The sequence below is a fragment of the Luteimonas salinilitoris genome, assembly GCF_041300785.1.
Classification (GTDB): Bacteria; Pseudomonadota; Gammaproteobacteria; order Xanthomonadales; family Xanthomonadaceae; genus Luteimonas; species Luteimonas salinilitoris.
The window spans coordinates 120,046-136,116 of record NZ_JBFWIB010000009.1 but is presented as its reverse complement, the minus strand read 5'-3'; the positions used below and the strand labels follow the sequence as shown (position 1 = coordinate 136,116).

The following is a 16,071-nucleotide window of genomic DNA, read 5'->3' as shown; positions in this document are numbered from 1 at the left end:
AAAAACACGGCCATCAGCAGCACTCGTCGCTCATGCCGCGCTGCGGTTCCGCCGCCGCCTTGCTGGCCAGGATGCAGTCGGTGGCCTCCAGCCACGCCGCCACCGCGGTGCGGAAGGCTTGGCGTCCGCGTTCGGTGAGCGCATAGACCTTGCGCTCGCGGCCCTGCACCGTTTCCAGGCGCGAGCGCAGGCAGCCGTCGGCCTCGAAATCGGCGAGCATCGGGTAGATCGTGCCCTCGGTCGGGCTGCAGCAGCCGCGGGTGGTCTTCGCCACCGCCTGCACCACCTCGTAGCCGTGCATCGGCTGCCGGTGCAGCACCCGCAGCACGAAGAACTTCGACAGCGACATCTTGATCGACCCCTGCCAGTACACGCGATCGGTGTAGTCGGGCGTCGGTCGCGGCACGCCGCGCTGGGAACTGCCGGGACGGGTCATGCGGTCGTTATACACCTCGATGGTCGAGGTATCAAAGCTCCGTCGGGGGGACGCATCCGGCCAGAGTTGTGCGCGGTTGCTCGGCATGGCGCCGACCGGGGCCGGCGAGGCGGCAGGCCGCGATCACACCGCCATGCCGGCGGCGTGTCCCGACGCCCACGCCCACTGGAAGTTGTAGCCGCCGAGCCAGCCGGTGACGTCGAGCACCTCGCCGACGAAATGCAGCCCCGGCACCCGCCGCGACTCGAACGTGGACGAGGACACCTCGTCGGTGGCCACGCCGCCCAGGGTGACCTCGGCGGTGCGGTAGCCCTCGGTGCCGCTGGCCACCAGCGGCCAGGCCTGCAGCAGCGCCGCGATCCCGCGCAGCTGCGCCGGCGCGTACTGCTGCATCGGCCGGTTCGGCAGCCAGACCTCGCACAGGCGCTGGGCGAAGCGTCGCGGCAGCACCTCGCCGAGCAGGGTCTTCAGTTCGGCGGCCGGGCGTTCGGCCTGCCAGCGGGCGAGCAGCGCCGGTACGTCGGCGTCCGGCAGCAGGTCCAGCTGCAGCGTATCGCCGGGCTGCCAGTAGGAGGAGATCTGCAGGATCGCCGGGCCGCTGACGCCGCGATGGGTGATCAGCATCGCGTTGCGGAAGCCTTGTCCGTTGCAGGTGGCTTCCACCGGCAACGACACGCCGCTCAGGTCGGCCAGCCGCTGCTGGTGCTTGCCGCTGAGGGTCAGCGGCACCAGGCCGGCGCGTGTGGGCAACAGTGCATGGCCGAACTGGTGGGAAAGTTCGTAGCCGAATCCGCTCGCGCCCATGCTCGGGATCGACAGGCCGCCGCTGGCGACCACCAGTTTCGCCGCGACCAGGTCGCCGTGGCTGGTCGCCAGGCGGAAGCGGCCGTCGTCGCCCACCGCTACCCGGCCGATCTCGCACTGCGTGTCGATCCGCACCCCGGCGTGCGCGCATTCGTCCAGCAGCATGCGCACGATCTGTTTCGACGACTCGTCGCAGAACAGCTGCCCCAGCTCCTTCTCGTGCCAGGCGATGCCGTGGCGCTCGACCAGTTCCAGGAACTGCCACGGCGTGTAGCGCGCCAGCGCCGACTTGCAGAAGTGCGGGTTCGCGGACAGGAAGTTCGCCGGCGTGGTGCCGGTGTTGGTGAAGTTGCAGCGCCCGCCGCCGGACATCAGGATCTTCTTGCCGACCTTGTTGGCGCGCTCGATCACCCGCACCCGCAACCCGCGCGCGCCGGCGACGTGCGCGCACATCAGACCGGCGGCGCCGCCGCCGATCACCGCCACGTCGGCGTCCCGCGCGCCCGTATCGGTCATGATTTCAGGCCGCCGATCCGTGCCGTCGCGGAAGCCGCTGGAGCCCGCCCGATCCAGCGACAGGCCACGTCACTCGTTCGCGGTACGCAAAACCCGGTGCTGACGGCAGTGGCATGGGAAAGCCGGACGGGAACGGTTTGCCATTCTAGAGCGCATCTCGAAAAGGCTGTTCAGCCGCGGATCGAGGCGGATAAAGCTGCCAGTGAGGTTGCAAGAAGCCGCTTTGCGTTGCGGCTTCGCTCATCTGCGTTCATCCGTGTTGATCCGTGTTGATCCGTGGCGGACAGCTTTTGATGAACTGAGTTCCAGTCCCGCCTCAGCCGCAGGTGCCCACCAGCATCTCGTCGCCCGCGATTGATTTCACCCGCACGCCGGTCGGGCGGCCGGTGGCAACGTGCCGTTGGCGGGCGAAACGCGAGGCTTCCTGGATCGCGGCGATCATCTCGAGCCCGCGGGCGATCTCGTGGCCGGCGATGCGGATGGTCCAGCCATCGTCGTCCCGAGCCACTTCCACCAATGCGCGTTCCATCCTGCTCCCCTGTGATCGTTCCGGACGGCCTGTCCGCCAGGCCGGAACGTTGCGTCCCCCCAGCACGCGCGCCGGTGGATGGCGGTGCTGGCCCGCAGCAGCTTGGCGGACGGCGGGCATTGCGGGCAGTCGGGGGAGTGCGCCCTGGCGCGTAGGAAAATTCCGAGCCGGAGTGCCGGCGGTCTGGCTGCCGACCACTTTCCGGGGGCTCGTTGCTCGGCGGCAAGCCTCGCACCAACATGGTGCGGCGCCTCCGGCTGCGCACGGTTGCAGTGCGTCGATGCAGCGGGGTCGGGGACAAAGGTTATTGAAAATCAATTACTTGCGGATCGAAAGCGCTTGGCACGCACCTTGCATGCACTTGACCATCCATTCACCAATCCGAGGTTGAAACTCCCGATGTCCATCGACAACGTCGAAAAGCTGCTGAAGGATCACAAGGTCGAGTTCGTCGACCTGCGCTTCACCGACATCCGCGGCGTGCAGCACCACGTCACCTATCCGCAGTCGATCGTCGAGCCCGGCCTGTTCGAGGACGGCAAGATGTTCGACGGCTCGTCGATTCCCGGCTGGAAGGGCATCAACGAGTCCGACATGGTGCTGCTGCCCGACGCGTCCAGCGCCTACGTCGATCCGTTTTCGGCCGATCCGACCCTGGTGCTGATCTGCGACGTGCTCGATCCGTCGACGATGCAGTCGTACTCGCGCGACCCGCGCGGCGTGGCCAAGCGCGCCGAGGCCTACCTCAAGTCCTCCGGCATCGCCGACCAGGCGTTCTTCGGCCCGGAGCCGGAGTTCTTCGTGTTCGACTCGGTGCGCTTCGGCGTCGAGATGGGCCACACTTTCTTCCACGTCGACTCGGAAGAGGCGCACTGGAATTCGGCCAAGGAGTACGAGGGCGGCAACACCGGCTACCGGCCGACGATCAAGGGCGGCTACTTCCCGACCCCGCCGGTCGACTCGCTGCACGACCTGCGCGCCGAGATGTGCAAGACCCTGGAGCAGGTCGGCATCGAGGTCGAGGTGCACCATCACGAAGTGGCCAACGCCGGCCAGTGCGAGATCGGCACCAAGTTCAACTCGCTGGTCAGGAAGGCCGACGAGCTGCTGACGATGAAGTACATCATCAAGAACGTCGCCTTCCGCAACGGCAAGACGGCGACCTTCATGCCCAAGCCGCTGGTCGGCGACAACGGCAGCGGCATGCACGTGCACCAGTCGCTGGCCAAGGGCGGCACCAACCTGTTCACCGGCGACGGCTACGGTGGATTGAGCCAGACGGCGCTGTGGTACATCGGCGGCATCTTCAAGCACGCGCGCGCGATCAACGCGTTCGCCAACTCCACCACCAACAGCTACAAGCGGCTGGTGCCGGGCTTCGAGGCGCCGGTGATGCTGGCCTACTCGGCGCGCAACCGTTCGGCGAGCTGCCGCATCCCGTTCGTGAGCAATCCGAAGGCGCGTCGCATCGAGGTGCGGTTCCCGGACCCGATGCAGTCGGGCTACCTCATCTTTGCCGCGCTGATGATGGCGGGGCTGGACGGCATCAAGAACCAGATCGATCCGGGCGGTCCCAGCGACAAGGATCTCTACGACCTGCCGCCGGAGGAGGAGAAGAACATCCCCAAGGTCTGCCATTCGCTGGACCAGGCGCTCGACGCGCTGGATGCCGACCGCGAGTTCCTGACCACCGGCGGCGTGTTCTCCGACGACTTCATCGACGGCTACATCGCGCTGAAGATGCAGGAAGTCACCAAGTTCCGCGCGGCGACCCATCCGCTCGAGTACCAGCTGTACTACACCGTCTGACGATGAGAACGCGATCGAACATCGCTGATTCCGACGGGCGGATGACCGGCCCGGCGCAGCGCGCCGGGCGTTCGGAAAGGACGCGCGGCAGTGCCGCGCAAGCGCCCTTTCCTTACCCGCTCGAATACCAGCTGTACTACACCGTCTGATCGGGAGGCGGCCCGGTGCGCATCGCGCCCGGGCCGCCGGTTTCCGGCGCACGGGCAAGGCAAAGGGGTCCGTGGTTCGCGGCCGCAATGCCGCGCGACGCGACCGGCGGCCGGGGCGATTTCGCCGAAGCGCCGGGGCAATTCGATACGCAGGAGCAAGCGGAGAGAGACAGGCACTACCGGCACGGCGCCGCAGAGCCGCCGACCGGAGCGCGGGCACAAGGGGCGCACGCCGCCGCGCAGGGCAACGGACACATGCACGACGCAATACCGGGGAGGGTTCCATTCATCGAGGGAGCCTATGTCATGACGATCCGTACAAGAGCGGTTGCACCGCTGTTCGCACTCGGCCTGCTGGCCGCCGGCCACGCGCACGCGGAGGTATCCGGGTCGGTCACGCTGACCAGCGACTACCTGTTCCGCGGTCTTACCCAGACCAACGAGGAGCCGGCGCTGCAGGGCGGCATCGACTACACGCACGACAGCGGCTTCTATGCCGGCGCCTGGGGCAGCAGCATCAGCTGGCTGTCCGACTCCGATCCCGACGTTTCCAGCCAGGTGGAGATCGACCTGTACCTCGGCTACGGCGGCGAGTTCGGCGACAGCGGCCTCGGTTACGACGTCGGCGCGATCTACTACTGGTACCCCGGCGACTATCCGCCCGGCTTCACCGATCCCGACACCACCGAGCTGTACGTCGGCCTGAGCTACGGCATCTTCGGCACCAAGTACTCCTACGCCGTCACCGACCTGTTCGGCCTGCCCGATTCCGACGGCAGCGGCAATCTCGACGTGACCGCCGACTGGGAGTTCGTGCCCAGCTGGACCCTTAACGCCGCGGTCGGCAAGCAGTGGGTGAGTGGCTACGACGGCGCCGACTACGCGTTCTGGAAGCTCGGCGTCAGCAAGGGTTTCGACAACGGCTTCGAGATCGCCGCCGCGCTCAACGACAACGACCTGATCGGACCGGACGAGACCTTCACCCTCGCCGTCACCAAGTCGTTCTGACGGCCGTGGCGACGGCATCGCAATCCACCGGAGGAGCAGCATGAAACTGATCACCGCCATCATCCGCCCGTTCAAGCTCGACGAGGTGCGCGAGGCGCTCGGTGAGGCCGGCGTGTCCGGCCTCACCGTCACCGAGGTCAAGGGCTTCGGCCGGCAGAAGGGGCACACCGAGCTGTACCGCGGCGCCGAGTACGTCGTCGACTTCCTGCCCAAGCTGAAGATCGAGTGCGCGGTGTCCGACGATGCCTTCGACGGCGCGATGGAGGCGATCACCAAGGCGGCGGCGACCGGCAAGGTCGGCGACGGCAAGGTGTTCGTCACCACGCTCGAGCAGGTGATCCGCATCCGTACCGGCGAACTCGGCGCCGACGCGCTCTGACCCCACGCAGGAGACAACCATGACGATCCGATTTTTCTCCGGGTGGAAGCCCCGACTGAGCCTGCCGGCGCTGCTCGCCGCCGGGTTGCTGCTGGCCGGCCTGGCCGGCGGCGTGCTGGCGCAGGAGGCGACTGCACCGATGCTGGAAACCGCGGCGCTGCAGGACGCACCGGCGACCGAAGGCGCCGCCGCCGACACGGCCGCCGAGCCGACCGTCGACAAGGGCGACGTGGCCTGGATGCTGACCTCGACCTTCCTGGTGCTGCTGATGGTGGTGCCGGGGCTGGCGCTGTTCTACGGCGGCATGGTGCGCGCCAAGAACGTGCTGTCGGTGCTGATCCAGGTGATCAGCGTGTTCTCGCTGCTGATCCTGCTGTGGGTGGCGTACGGCTACAGCCTGGCGTTCTCGGGCGAGGGCCCGTGGATCGGCAACCTCGACAAGCTGTTCCTGTCGGGCGTGACGCTGGATTCGCTGGCGGCCACGTTCACCGACGGCGTGGCCCTGCCCGAGTACGTGTTCGTGGCGTTCCAGGCCACCTTCGCCGGCATCACCGGCGCGCTGATCGTCGGCGCCTTCGCCGAGCGCGCGCGCTTCGCCGCGGTGATGCTGTTCTCGGCGCTGTGGTTCACGTTCGGCTACCTGCCGATCGCGCACATGGTGTGGGCGGCCGGCGGCTTCCTGTTCGAGCGCGGCGCGCTGGACTTCGCCGGCGGCACGGTGGTGCACATCAATGCCGGCGTCGCCGGCCTGGTGGGCGCGTACTTCGTCGGCAAGCGGGTCGGCTTCGGGCGCGAGGCGCTCAAGCCGCACAACGTCACCCTGACCTTCGTCGGCGCATCGCTGCTGTGGGTGGGCTGGTTCGGCTTCAACGCCGGTTCCAACCTGGAGGCGACCGCCGATGCCGCACTGGCGTTCTTCAACACCATGATCGCCACCGCGGCGGCGGTACTGGCATGGGCGGCGGCCGAGAAGCTGATCAAGGGCAAGTCGTCGGCGCTGGGCGTGGCCTCGGGCGCGGTGGCCGGGCTGGTCGGCATCACCCCGGCGGCAGGACTGGTCGGCCCGCTGGGCGCGATCGCGATCGGCGTGGCGGCGGGCGTGCTGTGCGTGTGGGGCGTCAACGGCCTCAAGCGCATGCTCCGCGCGGACGACACTGCCGACGTGTTCGGCGTGCACGCGATCGGCGGCATCGTCGGCGCCCTGCTCACCGGCGTGTTCCACGCGCCGGCGCTGGGCGGCACCGGCGACGCCGACTTCTCGATGGGCGCGCAGGTGGCGATCCAGGCGATGGGCGTGGCGCTGACGGTGGTCTGGATCGGCATCGTCGCGGCGGTGGCGTTCTTCATCGCCAAGCTGGTGTTCGGCCTGCGCGTGGAAGAGGAAGACGAGCGCGCCGGCCTGGACATCGCCGAGCACGGCGAGACCGCCTACGAGTACTGAGCAGGATCCACCTCCCCCACGAGGTGACGCGGGCGGCGGAGGAATCCGCCGCCCGCATTCTTTTACGGCGCGCTGGGCGTGGTCCTGCCCGTTTCCTGCTGTCGCAGTCGCGACTTCCGTCGCTCCCACATGATTCCACCAGCCGCGCAGTATCTTTGTGGGAGCGACGGAAGTCGCGACGGAACCCGCCGTGCCATCGCGCCCTCAACAACCCGGCACCTGACCGCAGCGACGCCCCGTCTTGCAATCCGCCGGCCAAGCGGGTGCAATGCGGCATGCGTTTCCGCACCCTGCTGCTCTCGTGCTGCATCGTCGCGCTGGCCGCGTGCACGCACGCGCCGCCGCGCAATCCGCTGGCGCACTGGGTGCCGTCGGACAACCACGACGCGCGCCGGCCGACATTGATCGTGGTCCACTACACCGAGCAGGATTCGGTGGAGCGCAGCCTGCGCACCCTGCGCACGCGCAACAGCGGCGGGCGGGTCAGCGCCCACTACCTGATCGGCGACGACGGCACGCTGTACCAGCTGGTCGCGGACGAGCATCGCGCCTGGCATGCCGGGGCCGGCAGCTGGGGCGCGATCAGCGACGTCAACTCCGCCTCGATCGGCATCGAGCTGGACAACGACGGCCGCGAGCCGTTCTCCGAGGCGCAGATCGCCGCGCTGCTGCGGCTGCTGGAGGATCTCACCACGCGCTGGCGCATCCCGCGCGCGAACGTGATCGGCCACGCCGACCTGGCGCCCACGCGCAAGATCGATCCCGGCGCCCTGTTTCCATGGCGGCGGTTGGCCGAGTCCGGCTTCGGCATCTGGCCGGATACGGCGCTGATCGACGATCCGCCGCCCGGGTTCGACCCGATCCGGGCGCTGCGCCTGATCGGCTATCCGGTGGACGCCCCCGAGGCGACCGTCCGCGCCTTCCGCCTGCGTTTCCGCGGCCTGGACGGCACCGTGCTCGATGCCGAGGACCTGCGCATCCTGCACGCGCTGACCGCACCGCCGCCGGCGCCGGACCCGGCGCCCGTCGCTTCCCCGTAGGAGCGCGCCGCGCCGGGCGGCCCTTTCCGCCGCAGCGAAGCATGGGCCGTCGCCACGGGCGGTGTCAGTGAATCGCCCGCACCTCGAGCCAACGTGTGCGGTGTTGGTCCATCGTGAAGGCCTTGGCTATTGATTGGCACCGCCCGTGGCGACGGGGCTGTTCTCACCGCAACGGAGAAGTCTGCCTGGCGCGGCATCGTGCGCACGGCGCGCTCCTACGCCATCGCCCAGGCATCCGCGGCCGGAGGGTGACACCATGCCGCCATGAACGTCGAACAGCTCAAGGCCCTGTGCGCCGGCCTGCCGGGCGCCGAATGCCGCGAGCACGGCGCACCGGCCAACATCCTCGTCTATGCCGTCGGCGGCAAGCGCTTCGCCCACTTCAAGACCAGCGATCCGGAGCGCTGGCGCTTCAGCCTGAAGGTGGCGGACGAGCGCTTCCTCGAGCTCACCGACATGCCGGGCATCAAGCCGGCGCGCTGGCTGGGCCGCTACCACTGGATCACCATCGTCGACGTGCGCCGCCTGCCCGACGCGCATCTGCGCGAACTGGTGGACTGGTCCTACCGCAAGGCGCTGGCGGGACTGGGCAAGGCGCGTCGCGCGCAGCTGACCGGCCGAACCGTCCCGACTTCGTAGAGCGGAGCTTGCTCCGCTGCCTTCGGCTCCGGAGCCCGCGTAGCGGAGCAAGCTCCGCTCTACGGGCGTGGTTGCATTCTGTCGGTGCCGCAATGTCGTCCGCTCATTCCGGTGCCGGCAGCGTCTGCTGCAGCGTATCGAAGCCTTCCCACGGATCCTTGCGCAGCCGCGTGGCTCGGCGCTGCGCCGCGGCCAGGTCGAAGGCGTCCGGGCGCGCCATCCTGCCCAGCTGCTCCCAGCGGATCGGCACCGCCACCGGCGCGCCCTTGCGCGCGCGCAGCGACCACGACGCCACGCTGGTCTGGCCGCGGGCGTTGCGCAGCCAGTCGATGAAGACCTTGCCGCCGCGCCTGGCCTTGGACATGGTGGCGACGTAGCGCTCGGGTGCGCGCTCCGCCATCGCCTGCGCGACGCCTTCGCAGAAGCCGCGCGCCTCGTCCCACGACGGGCCCGGCGCGATCGGCACCACCACGTGCAGGCCCTTGCCGCCGGACAGCCGCACGAAACTCTCCAGCCCGGCCTGCTTCAGCGTGCGGCGCATGTCGCGCGCCGCGGCGACGATGTCCGGCCAGCGCACGCCCTTGCCCGGATCCAGGTCGAACACCAGCCGGTCGGGGCACTCGGGCGCGTCGGTGCGCGCGCCCCACGGGTGGAACTCCAGCGTGTTCATCTGCACCAGGCCGAGCACGCCGTCGATGTCGTCGACGTAGAGGTAGGGCTCGACACCGCTCTTCTGCCGCAGCGCGATCGCGTGCACGTGCCCACCAAGGCTGTCGGCATGGTGTTTCTGGAAGAAGCACTCGCCGCCGGCGCCGTCCGGGCAGCGCAGCAGCGACAGCGGCCGACCGGCCAGTTCCGGCAACAGCCATTCCGCCACCCCGCGGTAGTAGTCCGCCACGTCCTGCTTGGTGTACTTCGCGCCCTCGAACATCACCCGGTCGGTGCTGGTCAGCCGCATGTCGCCCTCTCCGTTGCCGGATGCCGCAATCGCGGCGGCAGGATCGCGCATGGCTCCGGCGCGGCGTCGGACCGGTGCGCTCGGGTGCGCTCGCATGGCCCCACCGTCACCCCGCCTTGCGCGCGGTCTTCTTCTTGGCGCTCTTGCGCGCGGTCTTCTTCGCGGCCTTCTTGCCGGTCTTCTTGGCCGCCTTCTTCGCGGCCTTGCCGCCGCTCTTCTTCGCCGGCGTACGCTTGTTGCCGGCGATGCTCTTCTGCAGCAGCGACACGAAATCGACCACGTTGGTGGTGGTGTCCTCGGGCGCCTCGTACTCGGTGTCCTCGGCCTCGGCCAGCGCACCCTTCGATTTCATCTTCTTGCGGATCACCGCCTCCAGCCGGGTGCGGAACTCGTTCCTGTAGTCGTCGGGCTTCCACTCGCCCGCCATCGATTCGATCAGCTGCTTGGCCATCTCCAGTTCCTTGCCGGCGATCCGGTAGTCGCCGGGGCTGCCCTCGGGCAGGCGGTAGTCGGCCGGGTCCACCAGTTCCTGCGGATAGCGCAGCAACAGCAGCATCAGCGCGTCGTCCTGCGGCAGTACCGCGGCCAGGTACTCGCGGGTGCGAATCACCACCCGGGCGATGCCGGCCTGGCCGGTCTGCTTCAACGTCTCGCGCAGCAGCACGTAGCCCTTCTCGGCCTTCTTCGCCGGCACCAGCACGTAGGGCTTGTCGAAGTAGGGCAGCGGGATCGCGGTGGCGTCGACGAAGGTCTCCACCTCCACCGTCTCGTGGCTCTCCGGCGCCGCCGAGGCGATGTCCGACTTCTCCAGCACCACATAGCTGCCCTTGTCGTACTCGAACGCCTTGACGATGTCCTTCCACGGCACCTCGTCGCCGGTCTCGGCGTTGACCCGCTCGTAGCGGACCGGGGTGTTGCTGCGCGAATCGAGCATGCGGAAGTGCAGGTCGGTCTTGCGCTCGCCGGACATCAGCGACACCGGCACGTTGAGCAGGCCGAAGGAGAGGGTGCCGGTCCAGATCGGGCGCGCCATGGCAGCTCCGCGGGCGGGAAGTCCGACGCTACGGCCGGCCGGGTGAGACGCGGGTGAAACGGCACCCGCCCGGGACCGTTGCGGCGGCCGCTCGCACCGGCCCGGTGCATGCACTACATTGGTGCGATGGCGCCGCCCCTCTCCGCCGATCCGGTTTTCGACTCCCTGGTCACCCCGATGGCCTGGACCGACCGTCACGTCCGCATCGAGGGCTGCAATCCGGCGTTCGCGCGCTGGCTGGGGGTCAGCGCGCGGCGGCTGCTGGACCAGCCGCTGGCGGCGCTGGAGGTCGAGGGCGAGGCATTGCGGCGGGCGCTGGTGGCGGACGCGGGCGACGGTGCCGAGCAGCTGCGGCTGCGGCGGATCGAGCTGGCGTTCCTGGGCGGCGAGCCGCGCTTCGCCGACGGCTGGCTGTCGCGGCGCGAGGGCGGCGGCTGGATGCTGGAGGCGCACCCGGTCGACGAGTTTCCCGGCGAGGACCCGCTGCGGGTGCTGCCGAGCGCGCTAGCCGCCGCGCTGAAGGGCCTGGCGCACGAGCTGCGCAATCCGCTGGCCGGGCTGAAGGGCGCGGCGCAGCTGCTGGCGCGGCGGGTGGAGGACGGCGAGTCGCGCGAGCTGGTCGGCCTGATCCAGTCCGAGGTCGCACGCCTGACCGAGCTGATCGACCAGTTGCTGGCACCGTCGCCGCCGCAGCCGCACGCCGCGCTCAACATCCATGGCGTGCTCGAGCGTGTGCTGCGGCTGGCCGAGCACGAGGCCGGCTGGGTGGTGAAGCTGATCCGCGACTACGATCCCAGCCTGCCCGACATGGCCGGCGACGCCGACCGCCTGACCCAGGCGACCTGGAACCTGGTGCGCAACGCGATCCAGGCCGGCGCCGCCAACGTCACCCTGCGCACCCGCATCGAGCGCGGCGTGCGCATCGCCGACGCCGTGCACGCGCTGGCGCTGCGGCTGGAGATCATCGACGACGGCCGCGGCGTGCCGGAGGAACTGGCCGAGCAGATCTTCCTGCCGCTGGTGTCCGGCCGCGCCGACGGCAGCGGCCTGGGCCTGGCGCTGGCGCAGCAGGTGGTGCGCGAGCATCGCGGTTCGCTGGCGTATCGCTCGCGTCCCGGCCATACCGTCTTCACGCTGTTACTGCCGCTGGCGGCGAAGGAGCAGAACGATGAAGGTTGAGCGGCCCATGTCCGCAATCCCGATGGTAGAGCGGGGCTTGCTCGGCTGCGGCGGGCTCCGGAGCGTGGAGCAGCGGAGCAAGCTCCGCTCTACGGGGAGCAGGTGTCCGGGTCTTGTCGGGGGGGAGCGCCATGTCCGCTGAGCCCGCCCGCGTCTGGATCGTCGATGACGATCGCAGCGTGCGTTTCGTGCTGGCGGCAGCGCTGGGCGAGGCCGGCTACGAGGTCTCCGGCTTCGACTCGGCGCAGGGAGCGCTCGAGGCGCTGCAGCGGCGGCCGGCGCCGCAGCTGCTGTTCACCGACGTGCGCATGCCCGGCGACGACGGCCTGGTGCTGCTGGACAAGCTCAAGGCCGCGCAGCCGCAACTGCCGGTGATCGTGATGTCGGCCTACACCGACATCGCCAGTACCGCCGGCGCCTTCCGCGGCGGCGCGCACGAGTTCCTGTCCAAGCCGTTCGACCTCGACGACGCGGTGGCGCTGGCGGCGCGCGCGCTCCGCGACAGCGCGGGCGCATCCGGCGACGGCGAGCCGGTCGCCGCCGACGAGGACACGCTGATCGGCGACACCCCGGCGATGCGCGACCTGTTCCGCGCGATCGGCCGCCTGGCGCAGGCGCCGCTCAATGTGCTGATCACCGGCGAGACCGGCACCGGCAAGGAGCTGGTGGCGCGCGCGCTGCACCACGAGTCGCCGCGTGCGCGGCGGCCCTTCATCGCCATGAACACCGCCGCGGTGCCGTCGGAGCTGCTGGAGAGCGAACTGTTCGGGCACGAAGCCGGCGCCTTCACCGGGGCCGGCAAGCGCCATGTCGGCCGCTTCGAGCAGGCCGACGGCGGCACCCTGTTCCTGGACGAGATCGGCGACATGCCGCTGCCGCTGCAGACCCGGCTGCTGCGGGTGCTGGCCGAGGGCGAGTTCTTCCGCGTCGGCGGCCGCGAGCTGATCCGGGTCGACGTGCGGGTGGTCGCCGCCACCCACCAGCAGCTGGAAGCCCTGGTGGCCGACGGCCGCTTCCGCGCCGACCTGCTGCATCGCCTGGACGTGGTGCGGCTGCGGTTGCCGCCGCTGCGCGAACGCCGCGCCGACGTGCCGCGGCTGGCGGAGGCGTTCCTGCGTGCAGCGGCGGCAAAGTTCCAGGCACCGGTCAAGCAGTTCGACCGCGCCGCGCGGGAACGCCTGCTCGCCTACGGCTGGCCTGGCAACGTGCGCGAACTGGAGAACCTGTGCTGGCGCCTGGCGGCGCTGGCGCCGGGCGACACGATCGACGTGGCCGACCTCGAGAGCGCGTTGTCGACGGCGCCCTCGCCCGCGGCCGAGGCGTCTTGGGAAGACGCGCTCGGGCGCTGGGCGCGAGAGCGCCTGGCCGCTGGCGATTCCGACCTGCACGCCCATGCGCGCGAGCGCTTCGATCGCGTGCTGCTGGAGGCGGCGCTGGCGCACACTGGCGGCCGCCGCGCCGAGGCCGCGGCGCGCCTCGGCCTCGGCCGCAACACCGTCACCCGCAAGCTCGCCGTCGGGCGCAAGCGGCACTGAGGCCGATGGGCGGAAGCGGGCGGAACGGCCGTGGGCATCGTCGCGCGGCCGATGCATTGCAGTCGCGACTTCCCGGCGGCGGCATGCCGTCGCCGGGAAGTTGCGACGCTTCGATCACGAAGGCCGCCGCCGGACCGGTATCCCACCATCCGCTCTTCCCACAAGCGGGGAAGGAGCAAAGTGCAGATGCGGATCGACACGCCATCGCCGCGAAGCGCGACGACACTGTCGCGCCGTGCCGGATCCGCGGCGGGATTCATGGTGCGCTGATGCGCGCGGCGCTATGGTGTCGCGCATCCTCATTGCCGCCGCTCGCCATGCGTCCGATCCTTCCCGCCGTCGTCATGCTGTTGCTCTCGGCCTGCGCCAGTGCACCCCCGCCGCGCGCGCCGCAGCCGCCTGCGCTTCCCGAGACGCCGCCGCTGGCCACGATCGGTACCGCCAGCGAGGCGGTGGCCAACCTGGCGTCGGCGTCGGGCAGCCTGGTCAGCGGTCGCGTCACGCTGGTTCCCGCCGCCGGCGGCGTGCGCGCCACCGGCGAGATCGGCGGCCTGGTGCGCAACGGCGCGCACAGCCTGCAGGTGCACGAGCGCGGCGACTGCAGCGCCGCCGACGCCGCCAGCGCCGGCCCGTACTTCGATCCGCAGGCCGGTGCCGAACAGCGCGGCGTGGTCGGCGGCAATCGCGATCGCATCGTCGCCGACGCCGAGGGCGTGGCGCGGGTCGATCTGCTGCTGCCGGGCGCGGTGCTCGGCGGCGGCGCGCCCAACGACATCGCCGGGCGCGCGCTGCTGGTGCTCGGCGCCACCCCCGGCGCGTTCAGCGCACGCGTGGCCTGCGGCGAGATCCAGGCGACGCGATGACGGCCGCGTGACGCGCGCCGGCGTATGAAGGGCTCGGTACGCGAGCAACCGATACAGTGAGATCCGACACCGTCGTCAACGAAGGAGGAACCCGATGCGCAATTCCCGAATGCTGCTGCTGGCCCCGGCGCTGCTCGCGCTGGCCGCCTGCACGCCGTCCGGCGATCCGGCCACCGAAGCGGAGATCGCCGCCGAGACCGCCGAATCGGAGCAGACCGTCGAGCCGATGCCGGACGAGCCGATGACCCCCGCCACCACGGCTCGGGCGACGCTGCAGCCGACCGCAGGCAACGAGACCGGCGGCGAACTGACGTTCACCGCGGAAAACGGCGCGATCCACGTCAGCGGCGAAGTCCGCGGCCTCGCCGCCGGCAGCGTGCATGGCTTCCACGTGCATGAGACCGGCGACTGCAGCGCGCCGGACGCGACCAGCGCCGGCGGCCATTTCAATCCCGACGACAGCGAACACGGCCGCGTCGGGCAGGGTGAGCACCACGCCGGCGACAGCGACAACATCACCGCCAGCGCCGAGGGCGTGGCGACGGTGGACGTGCGGCTGCAGGGCGCCACCCTGGGCGACGGCGCCGCCACCGACATCGCCGGCAAGGGCGTGATCGTGCACGCCGATCCGGACGACTACACCAGCCAGCCGACCGGCAACGCCGGTGCGCGCCTGGCTTGCGGCGTGATCGAACAGCGAGAAACGAGTGGAGAGGAGTGAGAAACGAGTAACAGCGAGTAAAAGCGAGCCGATCCGCTTTTCACTCGTTTCTCACTCCTCGTTTCTCGTTCCTCGCTTCCCGCTTCAAGCCAGTTCGTCGTGCGGATCGACGCGCGAGCGGCAGTGGCTGTAGGTGACGGGAACGCCGTGCGCCTGCAGCAGCGTGGCGAGCTGGCGCTGGCGCGCCTCGAACCGGGCGAAACCGCGTTCCAGGCGTGCCTCGTCCTCGTCCGCGGCGGCATGACGGGCGCGCCAGCCGTCGGGCGAGAACAGGGCGATGCGGACCTCGCCGGCGACATAGTGCAGCAGCGGTTCCGGCGGTGCGTCCAGCCACGCATCCTCGTCCGGTGCCAGCAGTGCGGTCTCCAGCAGCGGCCACAACGCCGCCAGGCCGGCGTGCTCGTACTGCAGTGCGGTCATCGCGCACAGGTCGTGCAGGGTGAGATAGCGCGCATGTTCGACGCGCAGGCCGAAGGCGTCCTGTGCGCGCAGCGCGGTTTCGGCGCCGGCCATGCCGCGCTCCATCAGCGCCTGCTCGAACTGCGCGCCGACCCCGGCAACGGTCGCCGCGTCGCCGGTCAGGACCAACGGCAGCAATCGCAGCGGCCCGCCGGCGTGTTCCTGCGCCGGCGCCAGCGCGTCCGGCAGGCGATCACGGTGCGCGCCGAAGGCGATCACCCGGGCGCCGGCATCGCCCGGCGCGCGCGCGGACAACCGTTCCAGTTCGCGGTGCAGCGGCCAGCCGGGGCGCAGCAGTTCCACCGGGTCGTAGTGCGCGCCGACCAGTGCCAGGTCCAGCTGCGCGGCGTCGGCGGCGAAGCCCGCCAGGTCGCGCGCGATCAGCGTCGCCAGCGCGCCCGCCTCGTGCTGCGCCAGCGCGGCGTGCCGCGCGCTGCTGCCCGGCGCCAGTTCCAGTGCCAGGGCGGCGCGCACGACTGGAGGGTTCAGGGCGGATTGGGTCATCGTGATTGGCCGTGCACGGCGGCGGCGTTAGACTGATTGCATTATGCCCATCATGCATGGATGGGCTCC

Annotated in this window: 15 protein-coding genes and 1 pseudogene; 10 read left to right on the top strand and 6 right to left on the bottom strand. The window is 70.2% G+C overall.

Features of this window, described 5'->3' with window-relative positions; all coding sequences use genetic code 11:
• Nucleotides 1-13: 13 nt before the first annotated feature.
• The 3 genes from AB5T46_RS14180 to AB5T46_RS14170 all read right to left on the bottom strand — a co-directional run bounded on the left by AB5T46_RS14180 (nt 14) and on the right by AB5T46_RS14170 (nt 2,285).
• The gene (locus AB5T46_RS14180; protein ID WP_370564665.1) at nt 14-436 is read right to left on the bottom strand and encodes a PadR family transcriptional regulator; all 423 of its coding nucleotides are present in this window, start codon (nt 434-436) and stop codon (nt 14-16) included.
• Between the two features lie 123 nt (nt 437-559).
• Nucleotides 560-1,756 (bottom strand): BaiN/RdsA family NAD(P)/FAD-dependent oxidoreductase, encoded by a 1,197-nt coding sequence (locus AB5T46_RS14175; protein WP_370564664.1) that lies wholly within the window; start codon nt 1,754-1,756, stop codon nt 560-562.
• A 316-nt stretch (nt 1,757-2,072) separates the two neighbouring features.
• Entirely contained in the window at nt 2,073-2,285 is a 213-nt protein-coding gene (locus AB5T46_RS14170; RefSeq protein ID WP_370564662.1) for a hypothetical protein, read from the bottom strand.
• 399 nt (nt 2,286-2,684) lie between these two features.
• On the opposite strand from AB5T46_RS14170, the gene glnA reads away from it, so the two are divergent.
• From glnA to AB5T46_RS14140, 6 genes are all read left to right on the top strand, one after another.
• The gene (gene glnA / locus AB5T46_RS14165; protein ID WP_370564661.1) at nt 2,685-4,094 is read left to right on the top strand and encodes a type I glutamate--ammonia ligase; all 1,410 of its coding nucleotides are present in this window, start codon (nt 2,685-2,687) and stop codon (nt 4,092-4,094) included.
• 455 nt (nt 4,095-4,549) lie between these two features.
• A complete protein-coding gene (locus tag AB5T46_RS14160) occupies nt 4,550-5,251 on the top strand; it encodes a TorF family putative porin (protein WP_370564660.1) in 702 nt (233 codons plus the stop codon).
• A 40-nt stretch (nt 5,252-5,291) separates the two neighbouring features.
• Nucleotides 5,292-5,630 carry a P-II family nitrogen regulator gene (locus AB5T46_RS14155; RefSeq protein WP_149195141.1) on the top strand — a complete coding sequence of 113 codons (339 nt, stop codon included), beginning with the start codon at nt 5,292-5,294 and terminating at the stop codon, nt 5,628-5,630.
• Between the two features lie 139 nt (nt 5,631-5,769).
• Nucleotides 5,770-7,071, top strand: a complete 1,302-nt coding sequence (locus tag AB5T46_RS14150) for an ammonium transporter (RefSeq protein ID WP_370564719.1) — start codon at nt 5,770-5,772, stop codon at nt 7,069-7,071.
• A gap of 275 nt (nt 7,072-7,346) precedes the next feature.
• A complete protein-coding gene (locus AB5T46_RS14145; RefSeq protein WP_370564658.1) occupies nt 7,347-8,111 on the top strand; it encodes an N-acetylmuramoyl-L-alanine amidase in 765 nt (254 codons plus the stop codon).
• A 264-nt stretch (nt 8,112-8,375) separates the two neighbouring features.
• The gene (locus tag AB5T46_RS14140) at nt 8,376-8,750 is read left to right on the top strand and encodes an MmcQ/YjbR family DNA-binding protein (protein WP_370564657.1); all 375 of its coding nucleotides are present in this window, start codon (nt 8,376-8,378) and stop codon (nt 8,748-8,750) included.
• A 103-nt stretch (nt 8,751-8,853) separates the two neighbouring features.
• Here AB5T46_RS14140 and ligD read toward each other — a convergent pair.
• Both ligD and ku read right to left on the bottom strand, forming a co-directional pair.
• Nucleotides 8,854-9,777 (bottom strand): annotated as a pseudogene (gene ligD, locus AB5T46_RS14135) (non-homologous end-joining DNA ligase); the annotation flags it as partial.
• A 37-nt stretch (nt 9,778-9,814) separates the two neighbouring features.
• Complete coding sequence (gene ku, locus AB5T46_RS14130) at nt 9,815-10,741, bottom strand: non-homologous end joining protein Ku (protein ID WP_370564655.1); 927 nt, start codon at nt 10,739-10,741, stop codon at nt 9,815-9,817.
• Nucleotides 10,742-10,849: 108 nt separating this feature from the next.
• Here ku and AB5T46_RS14125 point away from each other — a divergent pair, with 108 nt between their 5' ends.
• The 4 genes from AB5T46_RS14125 (at nt 10,850) to AB5T46_RS14110 (ending at nt 15,039) form a co-directional block, all read left to right on the top strand.
• Nucleotides 10,850-11,920, top strand: coding sequence for a two-component system sensor histidine kinase NtrB (locus tag AB5T46_RS14125; protein ID WP_370564653.1), 1,071 nt, complete (start codon nt 10,850-10,852; stop codon nt 11,918-11,920).
• A gap of 131 nt (nt 11,921-12,051) precedes the next feature.
• Nucleotides 12,052-13,455, top strand: coding sequence for a nitrogen regulation protein NR(I) (gene ntrC, locus AB5T46_RS14120; RefSeq protein WP_370564652.1), 1,404 nt, complete (start codon nt 12,052-12,054; stop codon nt 13,453-13,455).
• 317 nt (nt 13,456-13,772) lie between these two features.
• Nucleotides 13,773-14,318 (top strand): superoxide dismutase family protein, encoded by a 546-nt coding sequence (locus tag AB5T46_RS14115; protein ID WP_370564651.1) that lies wholly within the window; start codon nt 13,773-13,775, stop codon nt 14,316-14,318.
• A 94-nt stretch (nt 14,319-14,412) separates the two neighbouring features.
• On the top strand, nt 14,413-15,039 hold the full coding sequence (locus AB5T46_RS14110) for a superoxide dismutase family protein (RefSeq protein WP_370564650.1): 627 nt from the start codon (nt 14,413-14,415) through the stop codon (nt 15,037-15,039).
• Nucleotides 15,040-15,123: 84 nt separating this feature from the next.
• Here AB5T46_RS14110 and AB5T46_RS14105 read toward each other — a convergent pair whose 3' ends face one another.
• The gene (locus AB5T46_RS14105) at nt 15,124-16,002 is read right to left on the bottom strand and encodes a hypothetical protein (RefSeq protein WP_370564649.1); all 879 of its coding nucleotides are present in this window, start codon (nt 16,000-16,002) and stop codon (nt 15,124-15,126) included.
• Nucleotides 16,003-16,071 lie beyond the last annotated feature (69 nt).

What these genes read in the sequence shown, in the direction of transcription:
- AB5T46_RS14180 (WP_370564665.1), bottom strand. Translation starts at nt 436, where the DNA reads ATGACCCGTCCCGGCAGTTCCCAGCGCGGCGTGCCGCGACCGACGCCC.
- AB5T46_RS14175 (WP_370564664.1), bottom strand. Translation starts at nt 1,756, where the DNA reads ATGACCGATACGGGCGCGCGGGACGCCGACGTGGCGGTGATCGGCGGC.
- AB5T46_RS14170 (WP_370564662.1), bottom strand. Translation starts at nt 2,285, where the DNA reads ATGGAACGCGCATTGGTGGAAGTGGCTCGGGACGACGATGGCTGGACC.
- glnA (WP_370564661.1), top strand. Translation starts at nt 2,685, where the DNA reads ATGTCCATCGACAACGTCGAAAAGCTGCTGAAGGATCACAAGGTCGAG.
- AB5T46_RS14160 (WP_370564660.1), top strand. Translation starts at nt 4,550, where the DNA reads ATGACGATCCGTACAAGAGCGGTTGCACCGCTGTTCGCACTCGGCCTG.
- AB5T46_RS14155 (WP_149195141.1), top strand. Translation starts at nt 5,292, where the DNA reads ATGAAACTGATCACCGCCATCATCCGCCCGTTCAAGCTCGACGAGGTG.
- AB5T46_RS14150 (WP_370564719.1), top strand. Translation starts at nt 5,770, where the DNA reads ATGCTGGAAACCGCGGCGCTGCAGGACGCACCGGCGACCGAAGGCGCC.
- AB5T46_RS14145 (WP_370564658.1), top strand. Translation starts at nt 7,347, where the DNA reads ATGCGTTTCCGCACCCTGCTGCTCTCGTGCTGCATCGTCGCGCTGGCC.
- AB5T46_RS14140 (WP_370564657.1), top strand. Translation starts at nt 8,376, where the DNA reads ATGAACGTCGAACAGCTCAAGGCCCTGTGCGCCGGCCTGCCGGGCGCC.
- ku (WP_370564655.1), bottom strand. Translation starts at nt 10,741, where the DNA reads ATGGCGCGCCCGATCTGGACCGGCACCCTCTCCTTCGGCCTGCTCAAC.
- AB5T46_RS14125 (WP_370564653.1), top strand. Translation starts at nt 10,850, where the DNA reads ATGCACTACATTGGTGCGATGGCGCCGCCCCTCTCCGCCGATCCGGTT.
- ntrC (WP_370564652.1), top strand. Translation starts at nt 12,052, where the DNA reads ATGTCCGCTGAGCCCGCCCGCGTCTGGATCGTCGATGACGATCGCAGC.
- AB5T46_RS14115 (WP_370564651.1), top strand. Translation starts at nt 13,773, where the DNA reads ATGCGTCCGATCCTTCCCGCCGTCGTCATGCTGTTGCTCTCGGCCTGC.
- AB5T46_RS14110 (WP_370564650.1), top strand. Translation starts at nt 14,413, where the DNA reads ATGCGCAATTCCCGAATGCTGCTGCTGGCCCCGGCGCTGCTCGCGCTG.
- AB5T46_RS14105 (WP_370564649.1), bottom strand. Translation starts at nt 16,002, where the DNA reads ATGACCCAATCCGCCCTGAACCCTCCAGTCGTGCGCGCCGCCCTGGCA.